At 43.5% G+C, this 25856-nt stretch carries 27 protein-coding genes; 2 read left to right on the forward strand and 25 right to left on the reverse strand.

The features are described from left to right. Window positions 1-600: 600 nt before the first annotated feature. The gene (locus ACJA3J_RS13850; RefSeq protein ID WP_406944370.1) at window positions 601-1950 is read right to left on the reverse strand and encodes an aspartate kinase; all 1350 of its coding nucleotides are present in this window, start codon (window positions 1948-1950) and stop codon (window positions 601-603) included. 207 nt (window positions 1951-2157) lie between these two features. Between ACJA3J_RS13850 and ACJA3J_RS13855 the strand changes: the two genes are divergently transcribed. Then, complete coding sequence (locus tag ACJA3J_RS13855; RefSeq protein ID WP_089651779.1) at window positions 2158-2433, forward strand: hypothetical protein; 276 nt, start codon at window positions 2158-2160, stop codon at window positions 2431-2433. 46 nt (window positions 2434-2479) lie between these two features. On the opposite strand, the gene spo0A is transcribed toward ACJA3J_RS13855, so the two are convergent. The 15 genes from spo0A to accB form a co-directional block, all read right to left on the reverse strand. Beyond that, window positions 2480-3259: a sporulation transcription factor Spo0A gene (gene spo0A / locus ACJA3J_RS13860; RefSeq protein WP_089651778.1), complete on the reverse strand. Its 780-nt coding sequence runs from the start codon at window positions 3257-3259 to the stop codon at window positions 2480-2482. A gap of 240 nt (window positions 3260-3499) precedes the next feature. After that, complete coding sequence (gene spoIVB, locus ACJA3J_RS13865; RefSeq protein WP_089651886.1) at window positions 3500-4750, reverse strand: SpoIVB peptidase; 1251 nt, start codon at window positions 4748-4750, stop codon at window positions 3500-3502. A 235-nt stretch (window positions 4751-4985) separates the two neighbouring features. Beyond that, a complete protein-coding gene (gene recN / locus ACJA3J_RS13870) occupies window positions 4986-6710 on the reverse strand; it encodes a DNA repair protein RecN (protein WP_089651777.1) in 1725 nt (574 codons plus the stop codon). Between the two features lie 16 nt (window positions 6711-6726). Further along, the gene (gene ahrC, locus ACJA3J_RS13875) at window positions 6727-7176 is read right to left on the reverse strand and encodes a transcriptional regulator AhrC/ArgR (protein ID WP_089651776.1); all 450 of its coding nucleotides are present in this window, start codon (window positions 7174-7176) and stop codon (window positions 6727-6729) included. Between the two features lie 63 nt (window positions 7177-7239). Then, window positions 7240-8064, reverse strand: a complete 825-nt coding sequence (locus ACJA3J_RS13880; RefSeq protein WP_089651775.1) for a TlyA family RNA methyltransferase — start codon at window positions 8062-8064, stop codon at window positions 7240-7242. A gap of 4 nt (window positions 8065-8068) precedes the next feature. Then, window positions 8069-9961: a 1-deoxy-D-xylulose-5-phosphate synthase gene (gene dxs / locus ACJA3J_RS13885; protein ID WP_406944371.1), complete on the reverse strand. Its 1893-nt coding sequence runs from the start codon at window positions 9959-9961 to the stop codon at window positions 8069-8071. 18 nt (window positions 9962-9979) lie between these two features. Continuing rightward, on the reverse strand, window positions 9980-10579 hold the full coding sequence (locus tag ACJA3J_RS13890; protein WP_089651773.1) for a hypothetical protein: 600 nt from the start codon (window positions 10577-10579) through the stop codon (window positions 9980-9982). 705 nt (window positions 10580-11284) lie between these two features. Continuing rightward, window positions 11285-12163, reverse strand: a complete 879-nt coding sequence (locus tag ACJA3J_RS13895) for a polyprenyl synthetase family protein (protein WP_374189708.1) — start codon at window positions 12161-12163, stop codon at window positions 11285-11287. Window positions 12164-12166: 3 nt separating this feature from the next. Further along, the gene (locus ACJA3J_RS13900; protein WP_089651772.1) at window positions 12167-12403 is read right to left on the reverse strand and encodes an exodeoxyribonuclease VII small subunit; all 237 of its coding nucleotides are present in this window, start codon (window positions 12401-12403) and stop codon (window positions 12167-12169) included. Further along, window positions 12393-13745, reverse strand: a complete 1353-nt coding sequence (gene xseA / locus ACJA3J_RS13905) for an exodeoxyribonuclease VII large subunit (RefSeq protein WP_406944372.1) — start codon at window positions 13743-13745, stop codon at window positions 12393-12395. The genes ACJA3J_RS13900 and xseA overlap by 11 nt, the downstream gene beginning before the upstream one ends. 11 nt (window positions 13746-13756) lie before the next feature. After that, window positions 13757-14608, reverse strand: coding sequence for a bifunctional methylenetetrahydrofolate dehydrogenase/methenyltetrahydrofolate cyclohydrolase FolD (gene folD / locus ACJA3J_RS13910; protein ID WP_089651770.1), 852 nt, complete (start codon window positions 14606-14608; stop codon window positions 13757-13759). Between the two features lie 22 nt (window positions 14609-14630). Continuing rightward, window positions 14631-15008: a transcription antitermination factor NusB gene (gene nusB / locus ACJA3J_RS13915; protein WP_089651769.1), complete on the reverse strand. Its 378-nt coding sequence runs from the start codon at window positions 15006-15008 to the stop codon at window positions 14631-14633. 160 nt (window positions 15009-15168) lie between these two features. Next, a complete protein-coding gene (locus ACJA3J_RS13920) occupies window positions 15169-15573 on the reverse strand; it encodes an Asp23/Gls24 family envelope stress response protein (protein WP_089651768.1) in 405 nt (134 codons plus the stop codon). Window positions 15574-15588: 15 nt separating this feature from the next. Next, window positions 15589-16947: an acetyl-CoA carboxylase biotin carboxylase subunit gene (gene accC, locus ACJA3J_RS13925; RefSeq protein ID WP_089651767.1), complete on the reverse strand. Its 1359-nt coding sequence runs from the start codon at window positions 16945-16947 to the stop codon at window positions 15589-15591. Window positions 16948-16963: 16 nt separating this feature from the next. Further along, on the reverse strand, window positions 16964-17473 hold the full coding sequence (accB, locus tag ACJA3J_RS13930; protein WP_406944373.1) for an acetyl-CoA carboxylase biotin carboxyl carrier protein: 510 nt from the start codon (window positions 17471-17473) through the stop codon (window positions 16964-16966). Between the two features lie 631 nt (window positions 17474-18104). Between accB and ACJA3J_RS13935 the strand changes: the two genes are divergently transcribed. Then, a protein-coding gene (locus ACJA3J_RS13935) for an IS3 family transposase (RefSeq protein ID WP_406944374.1) occupies window positions 18105-19444 on the forward strand; the annotation gives its coding sequence in 2 pieces (ribosomal slippage) (window positions 18105-18558 and window positions 18558-19444; 1341 coding nt in all). 283 nt (window positions 19445-19727) lie between these two features. Here the strand turns inward: ACJA3J_RS13935 and ACJA3J_RS13940 are convergent. The 9 genes from ACJA3J_RS13940 to efp form a co-directional block, all read right to left on the reverse strand. Continuing rightward, complete coding sequence (locus ACJA3J_RS13940) at window positions 19728-20279, reverse strand: SpoIIIAH-like family protein (RefSeq protein WP_089651764.1); 552 nt, start codon at window positions 20277-20279, stop codon at window positions 19728-19730. A 12-nt stretch (window positions 20280-20291) separates the two neighbouring features. Then, window positions 20292-20921, reverse strand: a complete 630-nt coding sequence (gene spoIIIAG, locus ACJA3J_RS13945; protein ID WP_089651763.1) for a stage III sporulation protein AG — start codon at window positions 20919-20921, stop codon at window positions 20292-20294. Next, window positions 20914-21516, reverse strand: coding sequence for a stage III sporulation protein AF (gene spoIIIAF / locus ACJA3J_RS13950; RefSeq protein WP_089651762.1), 603 nt, complete (start codon window positions 21514-21516; stop codon window positions 20914-20916). The genes spoIIIAG and spoIIIAF overlap by 8 nt, the downstream gene beginning before the upstream one ends. Before the next feature lie 10 nt (window positions 21517-21526). Beyond that, window positions 21527-22693, reverse strand: a complete 1167-nt coding sequence (gene spoIIIAE / locus ACJA3J_RS13955; RefSeq protein ID WP_115894214.1) for a stage III sporulation protein AE — start codon at window positions 22691-22693, stop codon at window positions 21527-21529. A 19-nt stretch (window positions 22694-22712) separates the two neighbouring features. Further along, window positions 22713-23105, reverse strand: a complete 393-nt coding sequence (gene spoIIIAD / locus ACJA3J_RS13960; RefSeq protein ID WP_089651760.1) for a stage III sporulation protein AD — start codon at window positions 23103-23105, stop codon at window positions 22713-22715. 3 nt (window positions 23106-23108) lie between these two features. Next, on the reverse strand, window positions 23109-23315 hold the full coding sequence (spoIIIAC, locus tag ACJA3J_RS13965) for a stage III sporulation protein AC (protein ID WP_089651759.1): 207 nt from the start codon (window positions 23313-23315) through the stop codon (window positions 23109-23111). A 49-nt stretch (window positions 23316-23364) separates the two neighbouring features. Further along, window positions 23365-23874 (reverse strand): stage III sporulation protein SpoIIIAB, encoded by a 510-nt coding sequence (gene spoIIIAB / locus ACJA3J_RS13970; RefSeq protein ID WP_089651758.1) that lies wholly within the window; start codon window positions 23872-23874, stop codon window positions 23365-23367. Next, window positions 23819-24796, reverse strand: a complete 978-nt coding sequence (gene spoIIIAA / locus ACJA3J_RS13975; protein ID WP_115894212.1) for a stage III sporulation protein AA — start codon at window positions 24794-24796, stop codon at window positions 23819-23821. Before spoIIIAA ends, spoIIIAB begins: the two co-directional genes overlap by 56 nt. Window positions 24797-25295: 499 nt before the next feature. Next, window positions 25296-25853 carry an elongation factor P gene (gene efp, locus ACJA3J_RS13980; RefSeq protein WP_089651755.1) on the reverse strand — a complete coding sequence of 186 codons (558 nt, stop codon included), beginning with the start codon at window positions 25851-25853 and terminating at the stop codon, window positions 25296-25298. Between the last annotated feature and the right edge of the window lie 3 nt (window positions 25854-25856).

Below are 25856 nucleotides of genomic sequence, written 5' to 3' on the forward strand. Positions count from 1 at the left end.
CTTTTCTGGAAGACTCAGTTTCGAGATAACCGGGAAGCGTTTGCTTTTTTTGAGCGTTAGGGATGGCTGGGAAGCTACTCGCTTTCCTGTGGGGGAGTGGCGAGCTTTCCAGTGGGGAGTGGCGAGCTTCCTCGGACTTCGTCCTGCGGGATCTCGCCCATCTCCTTTCTCCCACGGGAGTCTCGCAGCTTCCCAACCACCCCATTCTAAGTATAGGAGAAACGACCCCCTATACCAGAACTGGATGTCTTCCAGTCATCATGAGCTTTAGATAAAAGTGCTTTATATCAGGCATCAGGGAGATAAATACCTGGGATAGGTGTTTCAATTTCTCCATCCAGTTGGAAATGAGAAGATTCTTGAAGTGTTTCGAGATACTAATACGGCAAAAGGGGCGGAGGGGAATGGCGAGACTCCTGCGGGAAAAGAGTGCTAGGTGAGACCCCGCAAGGCGTCAGCCTGAGGAGGCTCATCGCGCTCCCGCGGAAAGCGAGCTATTCCCCGCAGCCCCCATCCATTCAATAAAAATCTCGAAATTGAGTCTTCCACAATCCTGCCATATACTTTAATAACTTCCCTCATCATTAACAGTTAGGAAGTCTATTCGAAGAACGTTCGGTACAGAGATTGGACGGCTTTGCCCAAACCTGCGGACTTGACCCCGAACATCATTGAAACTTCAGATGACCCCTGGTTAATCATTTCAATATTGACCTCTGCCTCTCGGAAAGCTGCTGCTGCGCGACTGGCGATACCGATCGTCTGGTTCATTCCTTCCCCTACGATCATAATCATGGCCATTTCCCTTTCGATCAAGACCGTATCCACTTCTAACTCTTCTTTAATCCGCCTCACGACCTTTTCCTCTTTTTCAGGTGGAAGATGATGTTCACGAATGACGACGGACATGTCATCGATTCCAGACGGAGCATGTTCGAAGGATACTTCTTCATCTTCTAAAATTTGAAGCAACCTACGACCGAAGCCGATCTCACGGTTCATTAAGTATTTACTCACATATAAGTTCAAAAATCCGTCATCACTTGCAATACCCACAACGTGACTTTCCCTTTCAGGTAGATCAGCCACAATCATCGTACCAGGTGCCGCTGGATTGTTGGTATTTTTGATGCATACAGGAATCTTTTCTTTAAATGCAGGAATAAGAGCTTCGTCATGAAAGACTGAAAAACCTGCATAGGAAAGCTCTCGCATCTCACGATATGTTAAGGAGGTCAACTGTTTGGGTTGATCTACGAACATGGGATTGACGCAATAGACGGAATCGACATCGGTGAAGTTTTCATACAAATCCGCCTTTAATCCTGCCGCAACAATCGACCCGGTAATATCTGATCCTCCACGGGAGAATGTTACTAATTCACCTTCAGGCGTATAGCCAAAAAATCCAGGAATAACAAGGATTTCATTACGATGTCTCAAGCTATACAATTTCTCAAAACTTTCTTCTAAAACCAATGCTCCACCAGGTTGGTCTCGCACGAGAATTCCCGCCTCTTTTGGATTTACATAAGATGCATTAGACCCTGCCTTCTGCAAATAAGCACTTAAAATATGAGCAGAGCCATCTTCTCCACAAGCTTTCAAGGCATCAAGAGCATGCTCAGATCCATCTTTCACTAATTCGATCGCTTCATCGATTTTATCTTTTACTTGTTCCGCAACATGAAAGGAGAGATCGAGCTCTTCTGTCATCGATTGAAAACGATCGATAATTTTTTTATAAACGGACTCATCCATTTGGTGCATTTGAATGGATGTCCCTAGAGCAATGAGGAGATCCGTCACTTTTTCATCTTCGCTATGACGTTTTCCTGGAGCGGACACGACAACTACGCGTCGGTCTTCATCTAAATCAATAATATTTTTCACTTTTTTTAATTGTCCGGCATCTGCAAGAGAACTGCCTCCGAATTTTACGACTTTCATTTATACAACACCCCATTAGTGAACGAAAGTAATTAATAATTAAGAATTGTATCACAAAAGAGGTGTACAATTGAACAAAATTCAGAAAAAAAACATACAAACAGAGAAATTTGACGGAAACATGGGAATTTTTACATTTATTCTATAAATTTGTTACATCTTTTGGTATTTTCAGATATGATGGATGATAAGAGGAAGGGTGGTTCTATGGTTTTAAAGAGGGATGGATTTGGTGGATCCAGGTATTATCCCGAAAATAGTGAATTATCCATACTATGTACATACGAGGATCAAGGAAACACCTTTGTAATCATTCAATACCTGGACCTCCCTTTCAGTTACCGGTTGATCAATAGAGACGGATTATTTTTATTAGAGGAAGAGCTCTCTAATTTTTTGTACAACCAAATTGATGAAATTGACGAAGGCATATATGAAGATGTTAACCTTGCCAAAGAAATTACTGAATTGATGACGACATAAAAATAAAAGCACGAAAGATGTTTTCACATCTCTCGTGCTTTTTCTTTTAACTGGCTTTATGTTCTAAACGTAAGCGGTCCGCCACCATGGCGATGAACTCACTGTTTGTCGGTTTTGCTTTCGTGTTAGAGATCGTGTAGCCGAACAGGGAGGAAATGGCATCGATATTTCCTCGATTCCATGCAACTTCAATCGCATGCCTGATGGCCCGTTCCACCCGGGATGCCGTTGTGTTATATTTCGTTGCAATATCAGGATAAAGGACTTTTGTAATCGAGCCTAGAAGTTCAAGATCATGGTACACCATCGTAATGGCTTCCCTTAAGTACTGATAACCTTTAATGTGTGCAGGTACTCCCACTTCATGGATAATGTGAGTAATACTTGTATCAAGATCAGGTTTTCTCGATTTAGTTGATGTGTAACTGTTCCCTAATGCACGATTGATCGGGTCACCCGCATGTTTAATTTGACGTACTTGCTCACCAAGATGGTCGAGGTCGAATGGCTTCATCATAAAGTAAGCTGCTCCAAGTTCAACCGCTTTCTTCGTGACTTCTTCCTGACCGAACGCCGTCAGCATAATGACTTCCGGATGCTTGTCCATGTCTTTCAGTTTGTTCAAGACAGCAAGACCGTCTAAATGCGGCATGATGATATCCAGAATCAACACATCTGGTTTCTTCTCCTCAACCATTTGAAGACAATCTTTTCCATTATAGGACGTACCAACGACATCGATATCTGATGCATCCTCAAAATATTCCTCAAGTAGCTTTACAAGCTCACGGTTATCATCAGCCAAACAGACTCGAATCTTTTCCATTTATTTTTCCTCCTTACAAAATAGTCCTTCTTTTTCCGTAATACACATATTCGACACCCAGGAATTTAACCCTCTTTTATTATAACAAAAAAATTTCAATATTTGAGATTATCTTGAAAATGCTTTAAAATACTCACGCATTCGCATAAATTCGACATTCACTTGTATCATTTGTCGAAATTTGTCGATTAAATAGTAATGGATGACATTAAAAAAAGAAGAGCCCGTAGGAAGGCTCTTCTAACTTGCTTTTTGCTTATTGATATTATCTTCGTATATTTCTATTCCGGCTTCTTGTAGCATCCATTCAATGTGTACACCATACCCGCTTGTCGGGTCATTGACGAACACATGAGTGACTGCACCAATGATTTTTCCATTTTGAATGATCGGGCTTCCACTCATTCCCTGAACAATACCACCTGTTTTATCAAGTAGTTCTGGGTCTGTGATTTTAACAATCATTCCTTTTGTTACCGCCGATTTTTTCGGCATGTTACTGACGATTTCCACATCAAAGGTCTGCATTTCTTCACCATCTAACACAGTCATGATCTGTGCAGGTCCTTCTTCGACTTCTTCTGCAAATCCGACAGGGACCCCTTTAGGATACGTCTCATTCTTCATATCCCCATCCAATTCCCCAAAAATGCCGAATGGTGTGTTTTTGGTAATCGTTCCTAAACGATCATCTCGTAAAGAAAATTTTGCTTTTTTCTCCCCAGGAATTCCCTGGCTTCCTTTTTCAATAGAGGTTACGTGGGAACGAACAATCGTCCCTTCATGAATTTCGATTGGTTTCTTCGTATCCATATCGGAAATCACATGGCCAAGTGCACCATATTTCTTTGTTTCTGGATCATAAAACGTCATCGTCCCGATACCAGCAGCTGAATCACGGATATAGAGACCAATTTGATATTCCTTCTCCTGGGCGTTAAAGACAGGGGTTAATGAGGTGGAAATTATCTCTTTCCCTCGCTTGATCTTTAGTTCAATGGGTTTCTCCGCTTCGCCGGACTCTTTGACGATGGAGGACAGCTTTTCCATACTATTGAGTTCTTGGCCATTGCCTTCAAGGAGAATGTCACCAACGAGGACATCCGCTTCCTCCCCCGGTGATTTCTTCGTCTCCCTTTCACCATTGACTAAATGGTGTCCGACGACTAGAACTCCTTTTGTATGCAATTCGACCCCCACCGACTGGCCGCCAGGAATCAAACGGATGTCACGCATTTGAGTGACATCTGTTTTCTTGAGCGGAACTCCGGCGAACTCATAAAAGACTTGGTGATCATCAGTGGATGAAAAAGCAGTCAACGCTTCTGTATCTTCAAAATCAGAAAAGACTTCTGAATCATTGGATGCACTGATTTTTACATCGGTAGGGATGGACAGATAATCATGAACAGGGGCTATCAAAGGTAAAATGAGCATGAACAGCAGGAGAACGGAACCACATATATATTTAAATGTCTGTTGATCTTTCACGGGTTCACACTCCTTATCACTCCAGTACCAACTAAATGGCTTACTTATAATGTGGTCTTCCACAGGGATTTTTAAACGAGCATAATCACAGTAATTATAGTACCCTTTCCCTTGTGTAGAAACATTCTCCAACGTATATGTAAAGATTGGAATATAGAATGGAATTTTGAGGAGACTATAATATAAATAAAAAAAGCGTATGGATGTAACATCCATACGCTTATCCTTTGTTCATTCAACGTTTCTTATGTTTATCAGCCATGAGAAGCAGTTCACGCGCATGTTCAACCGTTGTTTCTGTCAGTTCTGCGCCTGTAATCATTCTGGATATTTCATCTGCTTTCTCATCATATGTCAATTCTTTTGCTGCTGTATGAGTTCGATCATTATCCACTCTTTTTTCAATTCTCACGTGAGTATCGGCCATAGCAGCTACTTGTGGGAGGTGTGAGATACACAAGACTTGCGACCCTTCCGATATCCCGTAGATTTTTTCAGCAATCGCTTGAGCTACTCGACCGCTGACGCCCGTATCTACCTCGTCGAAAATCACACTCGTAACGCCTTGGTGTCGTGAAAAGATGCGCTTCAAAGCGAGCATAATCCGCGACATTTCTCCTCCCGATGCAACTTTATGTAATTCTTTTAGTGGTTCTCCTGGATTTGTGGTAATTAGGAATTTAACGATGTCTATACCATTTGGGAGCAATTGTACGGGATGCCCATCAAGCTCAGGATCGGATTCCCGTCCTTCTTTCAAGTTGATATCGACAGCAAAAGATGCTTTTTCTAAATACAAATCCCTTAATTCTTCATGGATGTATTCTGATAAAGTCGCTGCTGAACTCGTCCTAATGTCATGAAGGGCTTTCGCCTCCAGCACAGCATCCTGACCCAGCTCATGAATTTCACTTTCCATCTTATTCAAGTGAGAATCCTTATTTTTAATCTCATCAATCTCTTCCTCAATCCTCGAGGCGTATTGAAGCATATCATCGACCGTTGCCCCATATTTCTTCTTCAAACGATTCAACTCGTTTAAGCGTGATTCAATTTGATTTAAACGCTCAGGATCAAACTCAAGCGCTGCCATCTGATTGCTTAATTGGAAGGTCAACTCTTCGATGATATAGTAAGAGTTCGACATTTCTTCTGAAAGTTTGGCCAGTTCCTCGTCCACGTCTGCCGTACTCTCTAGTGATGTCATAGCATGACTCAGCCAGTCCAGGCCTTTTTGTTCGCCATATAAGGAATAATAAGCATCATGGATTCCTTGATAAATCTTTTCGTAATTCATCAGCTTTTTACGCTCTTCTGAGAGTTCATCATCTTCTAGTGGCTGCATTTCAGCTTCTTGGAGTTCTCGCAGCTGAAACTCAAGCAAATCCAAGCGCTGCGCCATTTCTTGTTCATTTTCGCTCAGTTCCTTGTAGCGTTTCTTCAAGACACGGTATTTGTCATATACCCGATGGTATTCTTCCAAAGAAGATTTCATATCGTCATCTGAAAAAATATCGAGGAGTTCGATATGACGGTCTGGATCCATCAGTGATTGTGTTTCATGCTGACTATGGATATCGATTAAGGAATGACCGAATTCTTTCATAATTCCAAGTGTGACCAACTTCCCGTTCACTCGACAAATACTCTTTCCTTGATGGGTAATGGTCCGTTGGAGAACCACCATTCCATCTTCCTCAATATCGACGCCAAACTCTTTTCCCACTTTATGAATGGGATGATCGTTTCCTACGGTGAACAATCCTTCAATTTCGGCTTTTTTTGTTCCATGGCGCACGAACTCGACAGACCCTCGTCCACCAGATAGCAGTTGAATGGCATCGATAATGATCGATTTACCCGCACCTGTTTCTCCTGTGAGTACGGTGAGACCTTCTTTGAACGTAATTGAAATTCGATCAATGATTGCAAAATCACGAATAGACAATTCTGTTAGCATGAAACTTTCACCTCAGTTATAACATATTGAGCAGCTGCTCACTTATTGTTTCTGTTTGTTCTGCACTGCGGCAAATGATCAAACATGTATCATCCCCACAAATCGTACCCATGATTTCATCCCATTCCAAATTGTCGACGAGTGCCCCTACCGCATTCGCGTTTCCTGGCAGAGTTTTTAAAATGATGAAATGACCTGCCCGATCAATGCTGACAAACGCATCCATCATCAAACGTTTTAATTTTTCAAAAGGATTAAAACGCTGATCCGCAGGCAAGCTGTATTTATAACGCCCATCCATCATAGGTACTTTGACAAGGTGCAATTCTTTAATATCCCTTGAAACTGTGGCTTGAGTAACATTATAGCCCATACCCTTTAATCGATCGACTAACTCATCCTGGGTTTCAATGTCGTCATTCGTAATCAATTCCCTGATTTTGATATGACGTTGTCCTTTATTCATGACCATCCTCCGTTTCCAGTCCTTCCATAAGAAAAGGGCTTTTCATAAGCCCTTTTACGTTCATTATGCGTTTTTACGGTGCGCTTCATGCGCTTCTTCAACGACCGCCTCAATATTGATTTCTTCTGAAATCCCGCTTTGTCCATCTCCATTCAAACGTAAATGGACAAGAAATTCGATATTCCCGTCTCCGCCTGTGATTGGCGAAAAAGTGAGTCCATGTACAGAATAGCCGTGTTGAGTTGCAAAATCAAGAATATTTTCAATTACCTGTCTATGTATGGACGGGTCTTTGACAATTCCTTTTTTTCCTACCTGCTCACGTCCAGCTTCAAATTGAGGTTTGATCAAGGCAACGACATCACCTTCTTTATCCAACAGCGTCGCTAGTACTGGAAGAATAATTTTTAACGAAATAAAGGAAACATCAATCGAAGCAAATTGTGGCTGGCCTTCCTTCAAATCTTCTTTTGTCACGTACCTGAAATTTGTTCTCTCCATGACAATGACTTGTTCATGGTTACGAAGGCCCCAATCCAACTGGTTATAACCGACATCGATCGCATAACTAAGCTTCACTCCATTTTGCAAACCGCAATCTGTGAAACCTCCGGTAGACGAGCCGATATCGATCATCACTTTATCCTTTACTGAAAGGTCAAAAAACTTTAAGGCCTTTTCGAGTTTCAACCCGCCCCTGCTTACATAAGGAATGGCTTTACCTTTGACTGTAAGCTCTGTGTCTTCTTCGATTTTTTGACCAGGCTTATCCAGACGGACTTGATTATGAAAAACAAGCCCTGCCATAATGGTTCGCTTCGCCTTTTCGCGAGTTTCCACATAACCTTTTTCTACTAAAAATACATCTAATCTTACTTTTCTTCCCATATACTTAAGCCCTTTGCTGTTTATTCGGTATCATTTGTTTCAGATTTTGTACGATGTGATCAGTCGTTAACCCTATTTCTTCCCAAAGCTTTTGGACACTGCCATGTTCAATGAAACGATCTGGTACACCCATACGTTTGACCCATTGAGAGGAGTATTCATTTTCCTCTGCAAACTCTAAAACGCTTGAACCGAATCCACCTTGAAGGACACCTTCTTCTACAGTAAGGATCGGCATACCCGCTTTCATGATGTCATGAAGCATCGCATCGTCCAATGGTTTGATGAATCGCGCATTCACGACTTTCACTGAACGGCCATCGTTTTTCATTTTTTCACTAGCTTCAAGAGCCATGTCAATAGTCGTACCAAAGGTCAGGATAACGGCATCCTTTCCTTCTTTTAAGACTTCCCAGCTACCAATTGGAATAATCTCGGGCTGTTCATCTGTTTGTACACCTTTCGCATTCCCTCTTGGATAACGAATTGCAAAAGGACCATCCTCATAGTGGGTAGCAGTATGAACTAGATGCTGCGCCTCATTTTCGTCTTTAGGCATAGAAATCACAAAATTCGGAACAGACCGTAGGAAAGCAATATCGAAAACACCCTGATGGGTCTCTCCATCCGCCCCTACTAATCCAGCTCGGTCGATGCCAAAAATAACGTTTAATTTCTGCCTGGCCACATCGTGGACAACCTGGTCATATCCCCTCTGTAAAAAGGTAGAATAGATAGCCAAAAACGGTTTCATTCCCTGTGTAGCTAGACCGGCTGACATTGTCGTTGCATGCTGTTCAGCTATTCCTACATCAAAAAGACGATCAGGGAACTCTTCACCGAATTTCTCTAATTTAGACCCGAGAATCATCGCTGGTGTTACGGCAACGATACGATCATCCTGCTTTGCTTCCTTACGCAATGCCTCACTGATAACAGAACTCCAAGCAGGAGGAGCACCCACGGGTTTAATTTTTTCACCTGACTCCATTTTGTATGGACCTACACCGTGCCATTTGTCTTTTACGTCGGTCTCTGCAGGGTGATAGCCTTTTCCTTTTTGTGTCATTACATGGACGATAACAGGGCCGTCCGTCTTTTTAGCGTAATTCAAATTCTCGATGAGATCATTGAAGTCATGCCCATCTACTGGACCATAATACGTAAACCCAAGTTCTTCGAAGAACATCCCTGGTACTACAAAGTACTTCATGCTGTCCTTCAGCCGTTCTGCCGCCTGTGCAATTCTTCCTCCGACAGCAGGGATTTTCTTCAATACCCACTCAAGGTCGTCTTTTACTCGGTGGTATTTCCCTGCGCTTCTCATCCTTCCCAGCGCACCGTGAAGAGCCCCCACATTTTTAGCGATCGACATTTCATTGTCATTCAGGATAACGGTTACATTCTTCTTCTCGTGTCCGATGTGGTTCAAGGCCTCTAAAGCCATTCCACCTGTAAGTGCTCCATCGCCGATGATCGGTAAAATCGAATGCTTTTCTTCTTTCAAGTCCCTCGCAATGGCCATTCCCATCGCTGCGGATAAAGAAGTGGAGCTGTGTCCTGTCTCCCATACATCATGTTCACTTTCGTCACGTTTCGGAAAGCCGCACAGCCCTTTATATTGGCGGAGCGTATCGAATTGACCTCCACGACCGGTCAAGATTTTATGGATATAAGATTGGTGGCCTACATCCCATAGAAAACGGTCTTCCGGGCTTTTATATACTTTATGAAGAGCGAGGGTAAGCTCAACGACCCCAAGGTTCGCTCCCAGGTGGCCTCCTGTCGTAGCCAGGTTTTCAATGAGGAACTGCCTCGTTTCATCTGCCAATTGCTCTAGTTGGTTGGTATTCATATCCTTCAGAATTGAAGGGTCTTTAATTTTACACAGATCCATTGAAGGACCCCCTTGTATTTATCTTGATTTTTTAGTGGACGACGGTGCACTTGTTACTATTCTTACTTTCAGCCGCTTTTCTAACCATGAAATGACCTTTGCAGCGAAGAAAATAATATCTGTGGACTTATTGATGGCAAAAAATTTACCAAGGGCTTTTCCACCGACAGTAAGTGCAGCTACAATACTTGTCAGGATCACAGATATGACAATTTGGACCGTTGATCCGTCACTATAGCCGAAGTTGTTGGCCAGTTGGATGACGACAACCGCAGACGCCGTACCACTAACTATACCAGATATATCCCCTATTACGTCATTACAGAAACTTGCGAATCGATCAGCGTTTCTGACAATGGCAATCGCTTCTTTTGCTCCGTTCACCTTTTCAGACGCCATCGCATGGAAAGGCTGCTCCTGAGCAGCTGTGGCTGCGATACCTAGCATGTCGAAGACGACACCCGTAAAGACGATAATGAATACAAGGACGAGGCCGATGATCCATACGACTCCACTTAAAACGGAAGAAGATATAACTGAAAAAATAGCCGCTAACACGAATGTGATAACGGCGATACTCAAACTGAATTTTAAAGATTTTTTTAATTTGTTATCCATATATACCCTCTATATCACTAAATTGACGTGTCTTATGTAAGGAAAGGAATGGTCATGATTCAAGTAAAAATTACGGCTTAGGTCTAGTAGGTTTTCCCAGTCGAGTACCGAATGTCACCATTCTGGCGGTTCCCCTTTAAACTCGACTCAGCCCCGTCTCCGGCAGCTGGACTAGATTGCCACTTAGTCCGCACTATAATTCCTAAATCATGTCCTGGGAACAGTCTAGGGGATTTCCCCGACAGCCTTTAGCCGTTCCTTAGCCTCTTTTGCAGTTCTGATTTCATATAGTTTCTGCATCAGCACCTCAGTGGCCATCTGAAGCTGCGTGATGTTCACTGACTATAATCCCCTCAAGAACCACTCAAGGCAGGCTACGCTGCGCATATAGATGTTACTCCATATGCTGCAGGTTCATACCCCATTTCATAACAGCATCTGGCTCAGATGCCATTACAATAATGGGCCTCCGCGGAAGCAGGGTCAACGCCCACATGCCTTTGTGGATCGCCCTGCGACCTTAACTCCCAGCATCGACCCAAGGCTGGGCGCCTCAAGCCAACACAAGGAACTTCATCGATGTGCCCTTCGGCGGATTTTTAGGCCCGCCTTCAGGAACGGAGGGCCGACTAGAATACTGCACCATTCCTTTTGTAATCATAATATATCACATTTTGTCACGTGGCTCAATCGAAATCATTCTGCTCAATGATCACGTGTGCTCAAATAGTGAATAAGCTCAGAAAGAGTGGTTCCCTCAACACCTGCATTTACCAGAGCCTGTTGAGCCTTTTGAACGTATTTATCTTTTTGCGCTATTGCTCCATCTAATCCAAGAAGCTGTGGGTAAGTACTTTTATGGTTGCCTTCATCACTGCCCGCAGGTTTCCCGATAACCTCAGAGTCTCCTGTGACGTCTAGGATGTCATCTTGAATTTGAAAAACAAGCCCAAGTGCTTCAGCCATCTCGGTCATTTCTCCGAGGACCTTTTCTGAGGCTCCGCCTAAATACGCTCCAGCGAGGATAGAGAACCTCAGCAATTGCCCTGTTTTATTCCTGTGAATATTTTCAAGGGCTTCTAAAGAGATTTCAGTACCTTCACTCAGCATGTCCTGCATCTGCCCTTCAACCATGCCTCTCGCACCGCTGGCTTTCGTCAATTCACGAACTAAATAAACGCGTTCAGCATCATTTAGCCCCGCATCCTCCGTAATCACCTGGGAACTTAGCGTCAATAATGCATCTCCTGCAAGAATCGCGGTTGCTTCATCGAAGCGCTTGTGATTCGTTGGTTTTCCTCGTCTTAAATCATCATCGTCCATGGCAGGGAGATCATCATGAATCAGGGAATAAGTGTGAACCATCTCGAGTGCTGAGGCGACTCCCATCACTCTCTCTTCAGGAACACGAAAAGCTTGAGCTGTCGCCATTAATAGGATTGGGCGCAACCTTTTCCCTCCAGCGTGAATGGAATATAACATAGAGTCCTGAAGACGTCCTGAAACCGTATAGTCACGGACAAGCATTTCCAGTTGCTGATTAATTCGTTGTCTTTTTTCTTTAAGGTAGTCAGCTAAATGCACCGTTCAGTCTTCCTCCTGGACAGAGAACGGTTCCAACTCACCGTGTTCATTCATGATTTGTTGCATTTGAGTCTCAACATTTCCTAGTTTTTCACTACAAAGCTTGGACAGCTTCATTCCCTCCTGATAATACTGGATCGCTTTTTCCAAGGGGACTTCTCCTGTTTCCAACTTCTCTACAATTTCTTCAAGCTGTTTCATCGCTTCCTCAAAACTGATGGTTTCCTGCTTATCTGTCATTTTCATCCTCCTTTACATCCGTTACGTGACAATCAACGATTCCGTCCTGCATTTTCAAGGAGAGGGATTGGCCTTTTGTGATCTCCGAAGTACTTTTTATGACATCTCCAGATACGTCAAAGGGAACAGCGAAGCCTCGCTTCATAATGTCTAAAGGGTTCACTAAGGTCAGTTTATCGACATTTGCATAGAACCGTTCCTTTTTCTGCTGAAGAAGGGCTTGAAACCGCTTCTGCAACTGGTTCGTCTGGCGCTCCAGAGACTCTGCGCCTTCTTTGATTTTTAACTCAGGCCCTTGCTGTCGTAACCTCCGAGCCATGTTCCCCCAATGAACATGACTCGTTTGATGAAGGTGCTTCATTTGAATGGCCATACGTTCTATGACCCTATCCAAGTCTTGCTCTTTTTGCTTCATCATCTGTTCAGGGTACTTGAAAGCATATGACTTTTTTAAACGCTCCAATTGTTGCTTCGCTTCTGTTTTTTTCACTTCCATTGCCCTTTGAAGACGGTGATCCATCGCCTTGACCTGATCCCCTAACTCTACAATGGATGGAACAGCAACTTCAGCAGCCCCCGTCGGTGTTGCTGCTCTTACATCTGCCACAAAATCACTGATGGTCGTGTCCGTTTCATGACCCACGGCCGAGATAATAGGGATTTCAGATGCAGCAATCGCTCTTGCAACCACTTCTTCGTTGAATCCCCATAAATCTTCGATAGAGCCTCCGCCCCGACCAACAATCAAAACATCAACATCCATTTTTTCGTTCGCATACTGAATGGCATTGACTACAGAGGAAGCCGCCCGCTCCCCCTGGACGAGCACAGGTAGGACTGTGACTGGCACAATAGGATAGCGCCTTTTTATCGTTGTCATAATATCTCGAACAGCTGCCCCTGTAGGAGAAGTAATGACACCAATGTGTTTTGGGTATGTAGGAAGAGGCTTTTTACGTTCTAGAGAAAACAAGCCCTCTTTTTCCAATCTTTCCTTCAACTGTTCAAAAGCATAGTAAAGAGCTCCGATTCCGTCCGGTTGCATTTCTTTAATATACAGCTGATATTGACCCATAGGTTCGTAAACATTGATTTCCCCTTTGACGAGGACGTTCATTCCATTCTCAGGCATAAACTTCAGGGAACGGTTATTTCCAGCAAACATAACGGACTGGATTCTGGCCTGGTCATCTTTTAAGGAGAGGTACATATGCCCACGGCTGTGGTGTTTGAAATTCGAAATTTCTCCCCTCAACCAAACCGTTTTCAAATGCGGATCCCCTGAAAGTTTACGCTTAATGTACTTCGTTAGTGCCGTAACGCTCAAGTACTGATCCTGCATACCCATCCTCCTTACTGATTATGAATTCGCTTGGCCGCTTTAATCGTATTATGGAGGAGCATGGTGATGGTCATCGGGCCTACACCTTTAGGCACTGGAGTAATATGGGAAGCTACTTCTTTCGCAGACTCAAAATCCACATCACCAGTCAGCTTACCATCCACACGGTTGACTCCTACGTCAATGACAACCGCTCCTTCTTTAATATCTTCGGCTGAAATTAAGGAAGGTTTACCTGCAGCAACGATAAGAATATCTGCCTGCTTCGTATGCGACTGCAAATTTTTTGTACGGGAGTGGCAATGGGTAACTGTTGCGTTTTCGTTGAGCAACAGTTGACCTACTGGTTTCCCAACCAAGTTGCTACGGCCGATAATCACCACATGCTTTCCTTCAAGTGTGATGTCTGCACGTTTAAGCATGACGAGTATTCCATACGGTGTACATGGGAAAAAGGTGTCCTGGCCAGTCATCATTTTGCCGACATTTGCCGGGTGAAATCCATCCACATCCTTTTCTGGATGAATGGCTTCAATGATTTTTTGGTCAGAAATATGGTCAGGCACTGGTAATTGAACAAGAATTCCGTGCACAGTAGGATCCTGATTCAATTTTTCAATCAAGTCCAGCAGTTCCCGTTCAGAAGTTTCCACTGGTAATTCAATGAGATCAGAATCCATACCGATTTTCTCAGAAGCGCGCTGCTTTCCTTTTACATAAGACATCGAAGCAGGATCTTCACCCAATATGACGACGACCAACTTCGGACGGATATCTTTTGTATGCAGTGCACTCACTTCTTCTTTCATTTCTTGACGAAGATCTTCTGCCAGTTGTTTTCCATAAATCACTTCTGCTGACATGTCCCATTTCCCCCTTATTTGTTTAAACCATTTTGGATAATACGCCGTTTACAAACTTACCTGATTCATCTTCCCCGAAAATTTTCGCAAGCTCTATCGCCTCATTAATGGCTACTTGCGAAGGGACGTCTTCTTTGTATTTCATTTCATAGGCAGCCATTCGCAGGACGGTCTTTTCTACTTTGGCTAACCGTGGAAACGTCCAATTGTCGAGATTGTCAGAAATCCATTGATCCAACTCTTCTCGATTCTGCATGACTCCATGTACGAGGTCATATAAAAACTCGTCCACTTCCGGGCCTTCGACTACATGAGCAATGGCCTCATCGGTTTCAATATCACTCGTAATCGTTTGAAAAAGCGCCTGGAAAGCTTTCTCACGTGCTGTGCGTCGTTTCATCTTCATTCTCCTTTAAGGTAATATCCGTTAGAATAATAACATTTTAGCTTGATAAAAGCCATTGTAATCAGGTGATCTCAAGATTTTGCTGATCTTCAAACGAAAGAGCAGGAAGAAAACAAAAAAATCAGAAAGGGAGCGGCCCCCTTTCTGATTACTCTCACAATTCTTCTGCTTCTACTTCTTCCTCTTTACCTGATTCCATTTGTACACCGACAATGTGGACATTGATTTCATTAATATCAAGTGCTGTCATGTTTCTAAGCGCTTGCCTTGTGTTGTCCTGAATCTTTTGTGCTGTGTCAGGTATGGAAATCCCATAGTCCATGACTACATAAGCATCAATTAAAATGCCATTCTCAGTGAGCTCCACCTTCACGCCTTTTCCGTGGTTCTTCTTACCCAAGCGCTCAGCTACGCCAGATGCGAAATTGCCTCTCATTGAAGCAACACCAGCTACTTCAGAAACAGCGATTCCAGCGATCACTTCAATGACTTCAGGAGCAATCTCGATGTTACCTAATGTCGATCCATCTGTCACATTCAACAATTGCTTATCACTCACAATGACCACTCCTTTTTATGATTCATCCTTCATTATAGTATATTTCTCTAAAAACTTTGTGTTAAAGTCTCCGCCAACAAATACTTCATGTTCCATCATGCGTTGGTGGAACGGAATCGTCGTATGAACACCTTCAATGACAAATTCATCAAGGGCTCGCTTCATCCTGCGAATCGCTTCATCTCGATCACGACCATACGTGATCAACTTAGCGACCATAGAATCATAATAAGGCGGAATCATGTAGCCAGGATATGCAGCTGAATCGACTCTTACACCAAGGCCTCCTGGAGGTAGGTACATATCAATTTTTCCAGCCGAAGGCATAAAGTTTTTGTGAGGGTTTTCCGCATTGATCCTGCATTCAATGGACCAACCTTCGAATTCAATATCTTCCTGCTTGAAGGAAAGTTCATTATTATCTGCAATCAACAACATTTCTTTGATCAAATCTACACCTGTAACCATTTCTGTAACGGGGTGTTCAACTTGGATTCTTGTGTTCATTTCCATAAAGTAGAAAGAATCATCTTCTTTGTCGTAGATAAACTCAACGGTACCCGCACCTGAATAGTTAACGGCAAGAGCAGCTTTTACTGCTGCATCTCCCATTTTCGCACGCATAGCTTCTGAAATAGCTGGAGACGGTGTCTCTTCAATCAGCTTTTGAAGGCGGCGTTGGATGGTACAATCCCTTTCACCAAGGTGAACAGCGTTGCCGTGGTTATCGGCAAGGACCTGAATTTCGACGTGGCGGAAATCTTCAATGAATTTTTCGATATAGACACCAGGATTTCCGAAAGCAGTCTCTGCTTCCTGCTGGGTCATGCGAATTCCTTTTTTCAAGTCTTCCTCATTGCGGGCTACACGGATCCCTTTTCCGCCCCCGCCTGCTGTCGCCTTAATAATGACAGGGTAACCGATCTCTTCAGCAACTTTTAACCCATCTTCTTCGTCTTTGATGATGCCTGCTGAGCCAGGCACAACAGGTACACCTGCTTCTCTCATCGTTTCACGAGCAACGTCCTTCGTCCCCATCTTTTGGATGGCGTAGGAGGAAGGTCCAATGAAAGTGATGTTACACTCTTCACACATCTCTGCGAACTCTGCATTTTCAGAAAGGAACCCGTATCCTGGATGAATCGCATCTGTCTCCGTCAATGTGGCTAGGCTCATAATGTTCGTATAGTTCAAATAACTATCTTTACTAAGCGTCGGACCGACACAATACGCTTCATCAGCCATCTGAACGTGCAATGCTTCTTTGTCAGCTTCAGAATAAACCGCGACCGTTTCAATCCCCACCTCTTTACAAGCGCGGATGATCCGGACTGCGATTTCTCCTCTGTTTGCTATCAGAACTTTTTTAATCAACGTCTTAAACCCCCGTTTACTTGGACTTCACGCGGAACAACGGCTGTCCATATTCCACTAGTTCACCGTCTTTAACGAGAATCTCAACGATCTCCCCAGATACTTCCGCTTCAATCTCATTAAATAATTTCATCGCTTCAACGATACAGACGACGGAATCTTCTTTGACTGTGTCTCCTACTTTCACATACACATCCTCTTCAGGAGAAGGTGATGCGTAGAAAGTTCCGACCATCGGTGATTTCACCTCTGCATCGTAATCGGCGTTCCCTTGAGCTTTAGGAGCTTCTTTCTCAGCTGTGTCTTCTTTAGCCTCTTGTTTAGGCGCTTGCTCAACAGCTTCTTGTTTAGGCTCTGTTTTTGGTGGAGCTTGTACTGGTTGTTGGACTTTTACAGGTTGAGAAACAACCTCTCCCTGTGGCTTTTTCATGTGGACTTTAGTTCCGTTTGCTTCATAAGAAAACTCATCGATATTGGATTGATCAATCAACTTAATGATTTCTCTGATTTCTTGTACCTTTAGCATTTGTGGCACCCCTCTTATGTAAAGTTACTTTTTATAAACTGGTACTAATACCTCTTCATATTCTATTATACATTACCACCTCCCTGCAACTCGCTTCAAGAATAACCCCCAGTAATATTCTGACAACTATTCCACAATAGTTCCCTTTTCTTGAAGACTCAGTTTCGAGATAACCGGGGTTCGTTTGCTTTTTTTGAGCGTCAGGGGTGGCTGGGAAGCTACTCGCTTTCCTGTGGGGGAGCGGCGAGCTTCCTCGGGCTGCGCCCTGTGGGATCTCGCCTGTCTCCTTCTCCCACGGGAGTCTCGCAGCTTCCCAACCACCCCATTCCATGTGGAACAGAAACGAACCCCTATGCCAAGATGAGGGGGGGGGGCACACCATACTCAGAAGTAGGCATAAGGAGCTTTATATCAGACTTTCGGGAATTGAATGACTACTGTAGAGAGTATGATATTATCCATTTAGCTTGAGTACACAAGCAGCGTTTCGAGACACTTACATGGCAAAGGGGCGGAGGGGAATGGCGAGACTCCTGCGGGAAGAGAGGGCTAGGTGAGACCCCGCAGGACGGAGTGAAGTGACCCCCAAGAGTTGGACACTTATCTAGCTCTGAGTTAAGGGGGATTCACCTTGAAAAAATTTACGAAAGATGAAAAATTCCAAGCCGTTCGTCGATATATGGATGAAACGATAAGCTACCGTCACCTTGCTAACGAGATTGGCGTAGACAACTCCGCTCTACGTTATTGGGTCAAATTATATGAGTATCATGGCAATCAAGCTTTTGCGTGTCCCTATACAAACTATTCCTCAGACTTTAAACTGAAGGTAATTCAATGGATTAAAGACGAAGGGTATTCCATTCGCGAGGCCTCAGCTCTCTTCCATATCCCTGATTATTCAATGGTCCGAAGATGGATCGTGAAATGGAAGAATGGCGGTGTGGAAGCCCTGGAGTCCAAACGAAAGGGGAACATTCCAGTGCCGCATAATAAGAACCCAAAAACGAAGAAGACGTTTAAATCCGTAGAGGAAGAAGTGGAATACCTAAGAATGGAGAACGCGTATTTAAAAAAGTTGAAAGCCTTAGTGGAAGAAGAGGACCGCAATTCAAAAGGCAACAAGCGAAAATCATCTTCGAACTAAGGCATGACTTCCCCGTGAAACAATTGGTGGACGTGGCCGGCCTTTCACGCAGTACGTATTACCACCAAATTAGCCAAATGAGTAAGCCGGATCCAGACCGGGATTTGAAAGAAAAGATTCGTTCCATTTTTCACCGAGAAGACGGTACGTACGGATACCGACGTATCCAGAATGAGCTTGAAAATCAAGGAATACCAATCAATCATAAAAAAGTGTATCGACTGATGAAAGAGTTAGGTCTTCGTTGTCTCGTGCGTATAAAGAAATATTCATCTTATAAAGGCCAAGTCGGAAAAGTAGCTGAAAACATCTTAAATCGAAATTTCCAAGCAGAGAAACCGAATCAAAAATGGGTGACGGATATTACAGAGTTTAAGCTATTCGGCCAAAAGCTTTACCTTTCCCCGATTCTTGACCTTTTCAATGGAGAAATTATTACGTACACGCTAGGAACACGCCCGACCTATACCCTCGTTGGAGAGATGTTAGAAAAAGGACTTGAACGCTTGAAAGACACAGATGAATTACTGATCCATTCCGATCAAGGATGGCATTATCAAATGAAACAATATCGAGACCGTCTACAAAAAGCAGGCATTACACAAAGTATGTCACGTAAGGGCAACTGCCACGATAATGCCGTCATAGAAAATTTCTTTGGAATTATGAAATCCGAGTTCCTTTATCATAAAGCGTTTGAAAGTGTTGAGCACTTCAAGCAGGAGCTCTCAACATTTATGAAAAAATACAACAATACCAGAATCAAGTCTAAACTAAGGATGAGCCCGGTCCAATTCCGCAATAAGCATCAAGCAACAGCCTAATTACATAGTGTCCAATTTTATGGGGTCAGTACACAGTCCGAGGAGGCTCAAGAAGACAGAAGAAGTTCGATTAAGTTCGGCACGTCCTGTGCCAACATCGAACGACCCCGCATCGTGTGGGGCCCCGCGGAAAGCGAGTTATTCCCCGAAGCCCCCATCCACTCAACAAAATTCTCGAAACTGAGTCTTCAAGAATCCTGCCAGATCGCTTAATAATAAATGAAGGAAAACCATAAAAAAGCCTCACTCCTTTTTTGAAAGGAGTGAGGCTTTTGTTTTATTTTCAGCCTGCTGGCTGGAATTGGACTTGGACTTCTTTTTGCCCAAATTCATCGGAGACCATTTGAATGATGTTGTTCGTTTCTGTCTTCGATAACTCATCCGCTTTTACTGTAACGTGGACGACGTCATCTTCCGCTCTTACTAGTACATCATCATAGGATGCACTTGCACGGATTGTATTTTCGATGATGGATTCTTTGGATTGGTTTGCTTTGATTGTTTCCATTTTTTCTAAGGCTTCATTTTTCTCTTCTGTACTAAAGTCACTGGAGGCAACGATTTCGGATAGCTGTTCTTGCATTTGATCCCGTTGATTTTGCATATCCAAACGGATTGCTGAGAAAAGTTCATCTGTAGAAATTTGCGAAATGACCGTGCCATCACCTGTGGTTTCCACACCCTCTTCTCCTGCTGCGTCTTCTGTAATTTCTGCCCATTCGTCTTCCTGGATGAAGGCCATTTCACCATTGTCCGGGGATGTCATGTAATATACACTTAGAACAATCAAGAGACTCAACATTGTCAACAACCAAACTGTTTGTTTTTTAACCAAAGTAACCCCTCCTTATTGTTTAGGCAAAACAGAAATCCTGTGAGTCGGGACATCCAAAACTCTAGAGACAGCTTCCACCACCCACGCTTTCACCTGCATTTGATCGACCCCCTCGGCTGTTACGAAAACCCCACTTACGTCCGGCTTAGATGTTTGCGTTAGCAGCGGAACTTCTCGATCGCCTTGGCGGACGAGAACTAGCTGCTGTTCTCTCGAATAATCCTCAATTTCACGTTCCCCTCCGTTCTTATCATTTTCCTTAGTGGTTTGTTTTCCGACGATTAAATTTTTATCGTACACTTTTTTATGTGTCGATGACAGATTGATCATAATGTCCACAGCACTCACCCCTTGAATGTTTTCAAGAAGAGGCTTGAGCTGTTTTTCGTATTCTTTTTCCAACTGTGAAATAGAGTCCGTCATTTCAGGAGTTTGTGCAGCCGCTGCGCCCTCTCCTGATTGACTTTGGACATTTCCTTCATCAAGAGCCGGTGAAGGAGGATCGCTCGGCTGAAACCAATTGCTTGTTAAGATAATCAACACTCCAATAATGCCAATGGCAATCAAATACTTCGTTTTATTCAGCTTTCTCCCCTCTTTGTTTGATAGAGGTTCCGTCAGCTTGTTCCACCATTTATTCATCCTCATCCTCCCAGCGGATAATGATTTGTTCTTTGTTCAAGTCAAGATAGTCAGCGACCCACTTTAATAATTCTGGATCTTGCTTTTCTTCTTCTGTATCCCCTTCATCCATGACAGAGATCTCTACATCTTCGACCGACTGGGTCAGTTCATTACGAGTAAGTGTGAGGGTCAGCTTGTCCAACGTTTCCAAACTGTAGGGTTGTTGATGGAAGCTCATTTCCACATCGACGAGAACCAAGTTTTGCTCTTCTTTTAATGGTGTTTCAATTTCAGCTGCAAGAGCCTGGGTAACTTGTTCTAATTTATATGCATCTTGTCCGGCGAGTATTTCATTTTTCTTGGATTCTACATTTTCCTCGAAAACTTCTGCGTCCAATTGTTGCTGCATTGTCTGATCTGCACGTTGGACAAGGCGATCAGGATCAATATTTAAAATTTGTAAAAGCGGCCCCATAAAGATCAGTAGTAGCAAAATAGACATGACCAGCCGGGCGTACTTCTTCATGACGCCAGACGGGAGAAGGGCATCAGCTACCATCGCTAATAAGAGAAACAGAACAATTTTTGTGATCCACTCAATGAGATATTCCATGTTCACCACCCTATCTGACCATCATCGTAATGTTACTTGCCGCCACCATGATGACGATGACAAGAAAGAACATCATGGAAACCATTAGTAGTGCTGCGAATATATAAAAAATGTGCCTGCTGACGACATCCATCGCTTGGATGATCGGCCCGTCTCCCAGCGGCTGAAGAAGAGCTGCTGCAATTTTATAGATCAGCGCTATGGCTAACACTTTAATAGCAGGAAATACTGCGATTCCTAGTAATATAACGACACCCGCAATTCCTAGTGTGTTTTTTAGTACAAGGGAAGCCCCAAGGATTGTATCGGTGGCATCCGTAAACAATCTCCCGACAACGGGTACAAAATTTCCTGTGACAAAGCGAGCCGTTTTCATCGTAATGCCATCTTGCACCGCGGTCACCGTCCCCTGGACAGATATCACTCCAAGAAATATGGTTAAAAAAACACCCATGATCGCCATGCCAGTTTTCCTCAGAAGTTCAGCCAGTTGATCCACTTTATACGTCTCATTCAAACTTCCCACAATCAGCAAGAGAGCGGAGGATGCAAACAATGGGATGAGTAAGTATTTGACTAGCAGGCCACTGGATTGGACGAGTGCAATGATAATAGGGTGAAAAAAGGAAATCGACATCAAGTGGCTGAATGAAGCCATGATTCCTAGAAGAAGAGGAATCAATCCGATCATGAAGCTGCTCATCCGTTCAATGGCCCCTAGTGTGTATTCAATGACTTGCCGGAAACTCTCAAGTGCAAGTGTCAATAAAACAAGATAAACCACCATGTAGGCAATCTTACTCACTACAGAATTTTCGAATGCTGACTGCACCGAATGAAGCAAAGTACTGAATAATGTTAAAAACAATAAGGAAGCAAGCAACTTTCCGTTTAAGAGAAGCTCATGGAAAAAGAACTCCAGAATCCCAGAAAACCAATCCGATGATTCAACGGAACTTTCACTTTCAATAAATTCACGAAAATTATTCGTATGAAAGCTGGGTAGATAATCTCCATACTGCTGATTCAATTGATTCCAATTTTCCTCCAACTCTTCTGTGGAGACATGGTCGAGCATAGAAATGTCAGAATCTGCAGGGGAGGGAGACGCAGCAACGACGATTGGAGCGCTCAAGCAACCGATAACAATTAGGCAACACAACAATATCCGTTTCATGGCATCCCTCCCGAGTTTCCTATGCCCCTGGAATAAAATCCAAAATGGTCTCGATGACAGCTGTAACAATCGGTATGGCAAGCATCAATATAAACAATTTTCCTGCTAATTCCACTTTAGAAGCCAAGGAGTTGAGTCCAGCATCCCGGATAAGCTGAGCTCCAAATTCTGCAATATAGGCTATGCCGATAATTTTCAGGATCGTCTTGAAATACACAGGCTCAACCTGAGCCTTTTCTGCCATGTAAGACAACAGTGCAAAGATATGCCTGACCTGATCAAGAATGGTTAAGAACAGGATGATGACTGTAAATAAAAGGAGAAGAAAAGCGACCGAAGATTTGTGTTCCTTTAAGAGTAAAATCAATAGGGCCGCAACTAATCCTAATGAGACAATTTGAATGATATCCATGGGTTACCCCTGATAAAGAAATACAGACTTGATTTCTTGAAACAGATCGGCGAGCCTGTGAAGGACGATGAATAATACAATGATGAAACCTGTCAACGTCACAGCCTGTGCAATCTCTTCTTTTCCCATCTGTTTCAGGATGCTATGGATCATCGCGACAATAATACCTACACCAGCGATTTGGAATAATATCGTTGCATCTTGGAGCACAATGCCTCTTCCCCCTTTTGTAAAATCCATGATTACCTTACGAAACGAGCTAAATGATTAAAATGATGACGAGCAGCCCGCTTAATATCCCCATCCCTTTCGCCATCTTCTGATATTGATCACCGACTTCCAGGGCATCATGAAGTTCGCGGTCCAGGTGATGGATGGTAAGTTGAATCTGTTTTTGCTGCTGCTCCAGGTCGTGCTGTCCAAGCGTCCTCCCAAACTGCATCAGTATTTCAAATTCGTTTTTCGACATTGCGTTCAGCGACCAGTGTTTCTTTAACTCCTTGGACCATAAGGAATAGAAGTCATCCCAGACTCCATTTTCGTTCAGGATCCCTTCAAAGAACTGGTTTATAGGTTTCGGTAAATGTGTAGATAAATTCTCACACACTTCCAAAAGCGAAGACTGTCCATAGACCATCTCTGCTTCTATCATCTGTAATGCATTTTTCCATTGGCGAATATGACCTGGGCGCTTCTTGAAACGGGAAGCCATATCAAACCCTGCCCAGGTCGTAACGGTCAATACGATGACGGCTCCGATCCATTGCATCCGATCCCCTCCCCTTGCCATGCCCCAGTACTTCTCCCGTTTGATCAAGTACTGTCCAATTTCTTTCTCTTTGAGATGACATTCGATCCAGGACAACATAACGTTGAAATACTTCCTCCTCCATCAACTGTTTTGCTGATGGACGCTTCTTTACACCCGAAAAACTTTGACCATGAATGCTGCAAATGACCTCTACCCCTGTATAAGTCGCCTCCCGGACAGCTTCCGCATCTTTTTGTCCACCAATTTCATCTACAATTAACACTTCTGGTGACATGGAACGGATCATCATCATCATGCCTTCTGCTTTAGGACAAGCATCCATCACATCTGTGCGGAACCCGACATCCAGCTGAGGAACCCCCCTCATGCTTGCTGCAATTTCGGAACGCTCGTCCACAATGGCGACCTTTGCTGCTCGATACCCCTCTTGATTGGATCCAATGTAACGCCCCAATTCCCGAAGAAGTGTTGTTTTCCCTGAATGCGGAGGCCCGATGACCATCGTACTCATCCATCGCCCGGATTGATAAAGGTACGGAATGAGAGGTTCAATATTTCCGGAAGTAGCTCTTGCCACCCTGATGTTCATAAAGGATATGTGCTTTAACGTTTCTACATGATCTTGATGGGTGTTCGTCTTTCCTGCTAAACCTACCCTGTGACCACCCTCAATCGTAATAAAGCCTTCTTTCAACTCTTCCTTGAAACGATAGAGTGAGAACTGGCTGATCTGGTTCAGGACGAAAGAGAGGTGATCAACAGTCATGACTGCCGTATCAATAGAATCATGACGATTATTTTCAATAATCTCTATCGGACGACCAATCCTTAAACGGATCTCCTGCACACTCTTCCACTGGACCTCACTTTTTAAGAGATGTTGGATAGAGGGCGGGAACAAACGTAAAATCTCCTTCATCCTCTCCTACTCCTTTATTAGGTTTACTTCATATGTATGTGCTTCTTACGGGCTTATGACTGTGAAATGGTATAAAACTAGAAGATTTCGAGAGAGGAACTAGAGGAGTGATAGAGCGATTGATAGAAACTACTTGCCATACCCTTATTAAGCTATATGGCAGGATTGTGGAAGACTTGATTTCGAGATGTTTAGGGGTTCGTTGCTGCGTTGAGCGTCAGGGGTGGCTAGGAAGCCACTCGCTTTCCTGTGGGGGAGTGCCGAGCTTCCTCGGACTACGTCCTGCATGATCTCGCCATCTCCTTCTCCCACAGGAGTCTCGCAGCTTCCCAACCACCCCATTCGATGTATGTGAGAAACGACCCCCTTTACTCTCGTAACTGAGTCTTCAATAAAAGGGAGCTTATATGGAAGAGGAGTTATTCGCTTTGGGGTTTCTGGATATTTAACACAAAAAAAGAACCTGCCCTGTTTGGACAAGTTCTTTTGAAGATTAAGATTATGCACGGGATACATATTTGCCATCTGTTGTACTGATGACCAATACTTCACCTTCATTGATGAAGAATGGCACTTGAACAGTAAGGCCAGTTTCAAGCGTTGCAGGTTTTGTACCTCCGCTTGCTGTATCGCCTTTAATTCCAGGTTCTGTTTCTGTAACTTCAAGCTCAACGTTCTTCGGTAATTCGACACCGATGGTTTCACTTTCATAGGACTGGATTTGAACTTCCATGTTCTCTTTCAAATAGTTTAGCTGCTCCTGGATGGTAGCTGTAGGGATTTCCACTTGCTCATATGTCTCCATATCCATGAATGCATGCATATCGCCATTAGCATATAGGTATTGCATTTTACGGTTTTCAATGTGAGCACGCTCTACTTTTTCACCGCCACGGAACGTTTTTTCCTGGATATTGCCATTGCGAAGGTTGCGGAGTTTCGAACGAACAAAAGCCGCGCCTTTCCCTGGCTTTACGTGTTGGAAATCCATCACTTGCCAGATATCACCTTCTACTTCAATCGTCAGACCTGTACGAAAATCGTTTACTGAAATCATTTG

The sequence above is a fragment of the Halobacillus sp. SY10 genome, from assembly GCF_045401165.1.
Classification (GTDB): Bacteria; Bacillota; Bacilli; order Bacillales; family Halobacillaceae; genus Halobacillus; species Halobacillus aidingensis.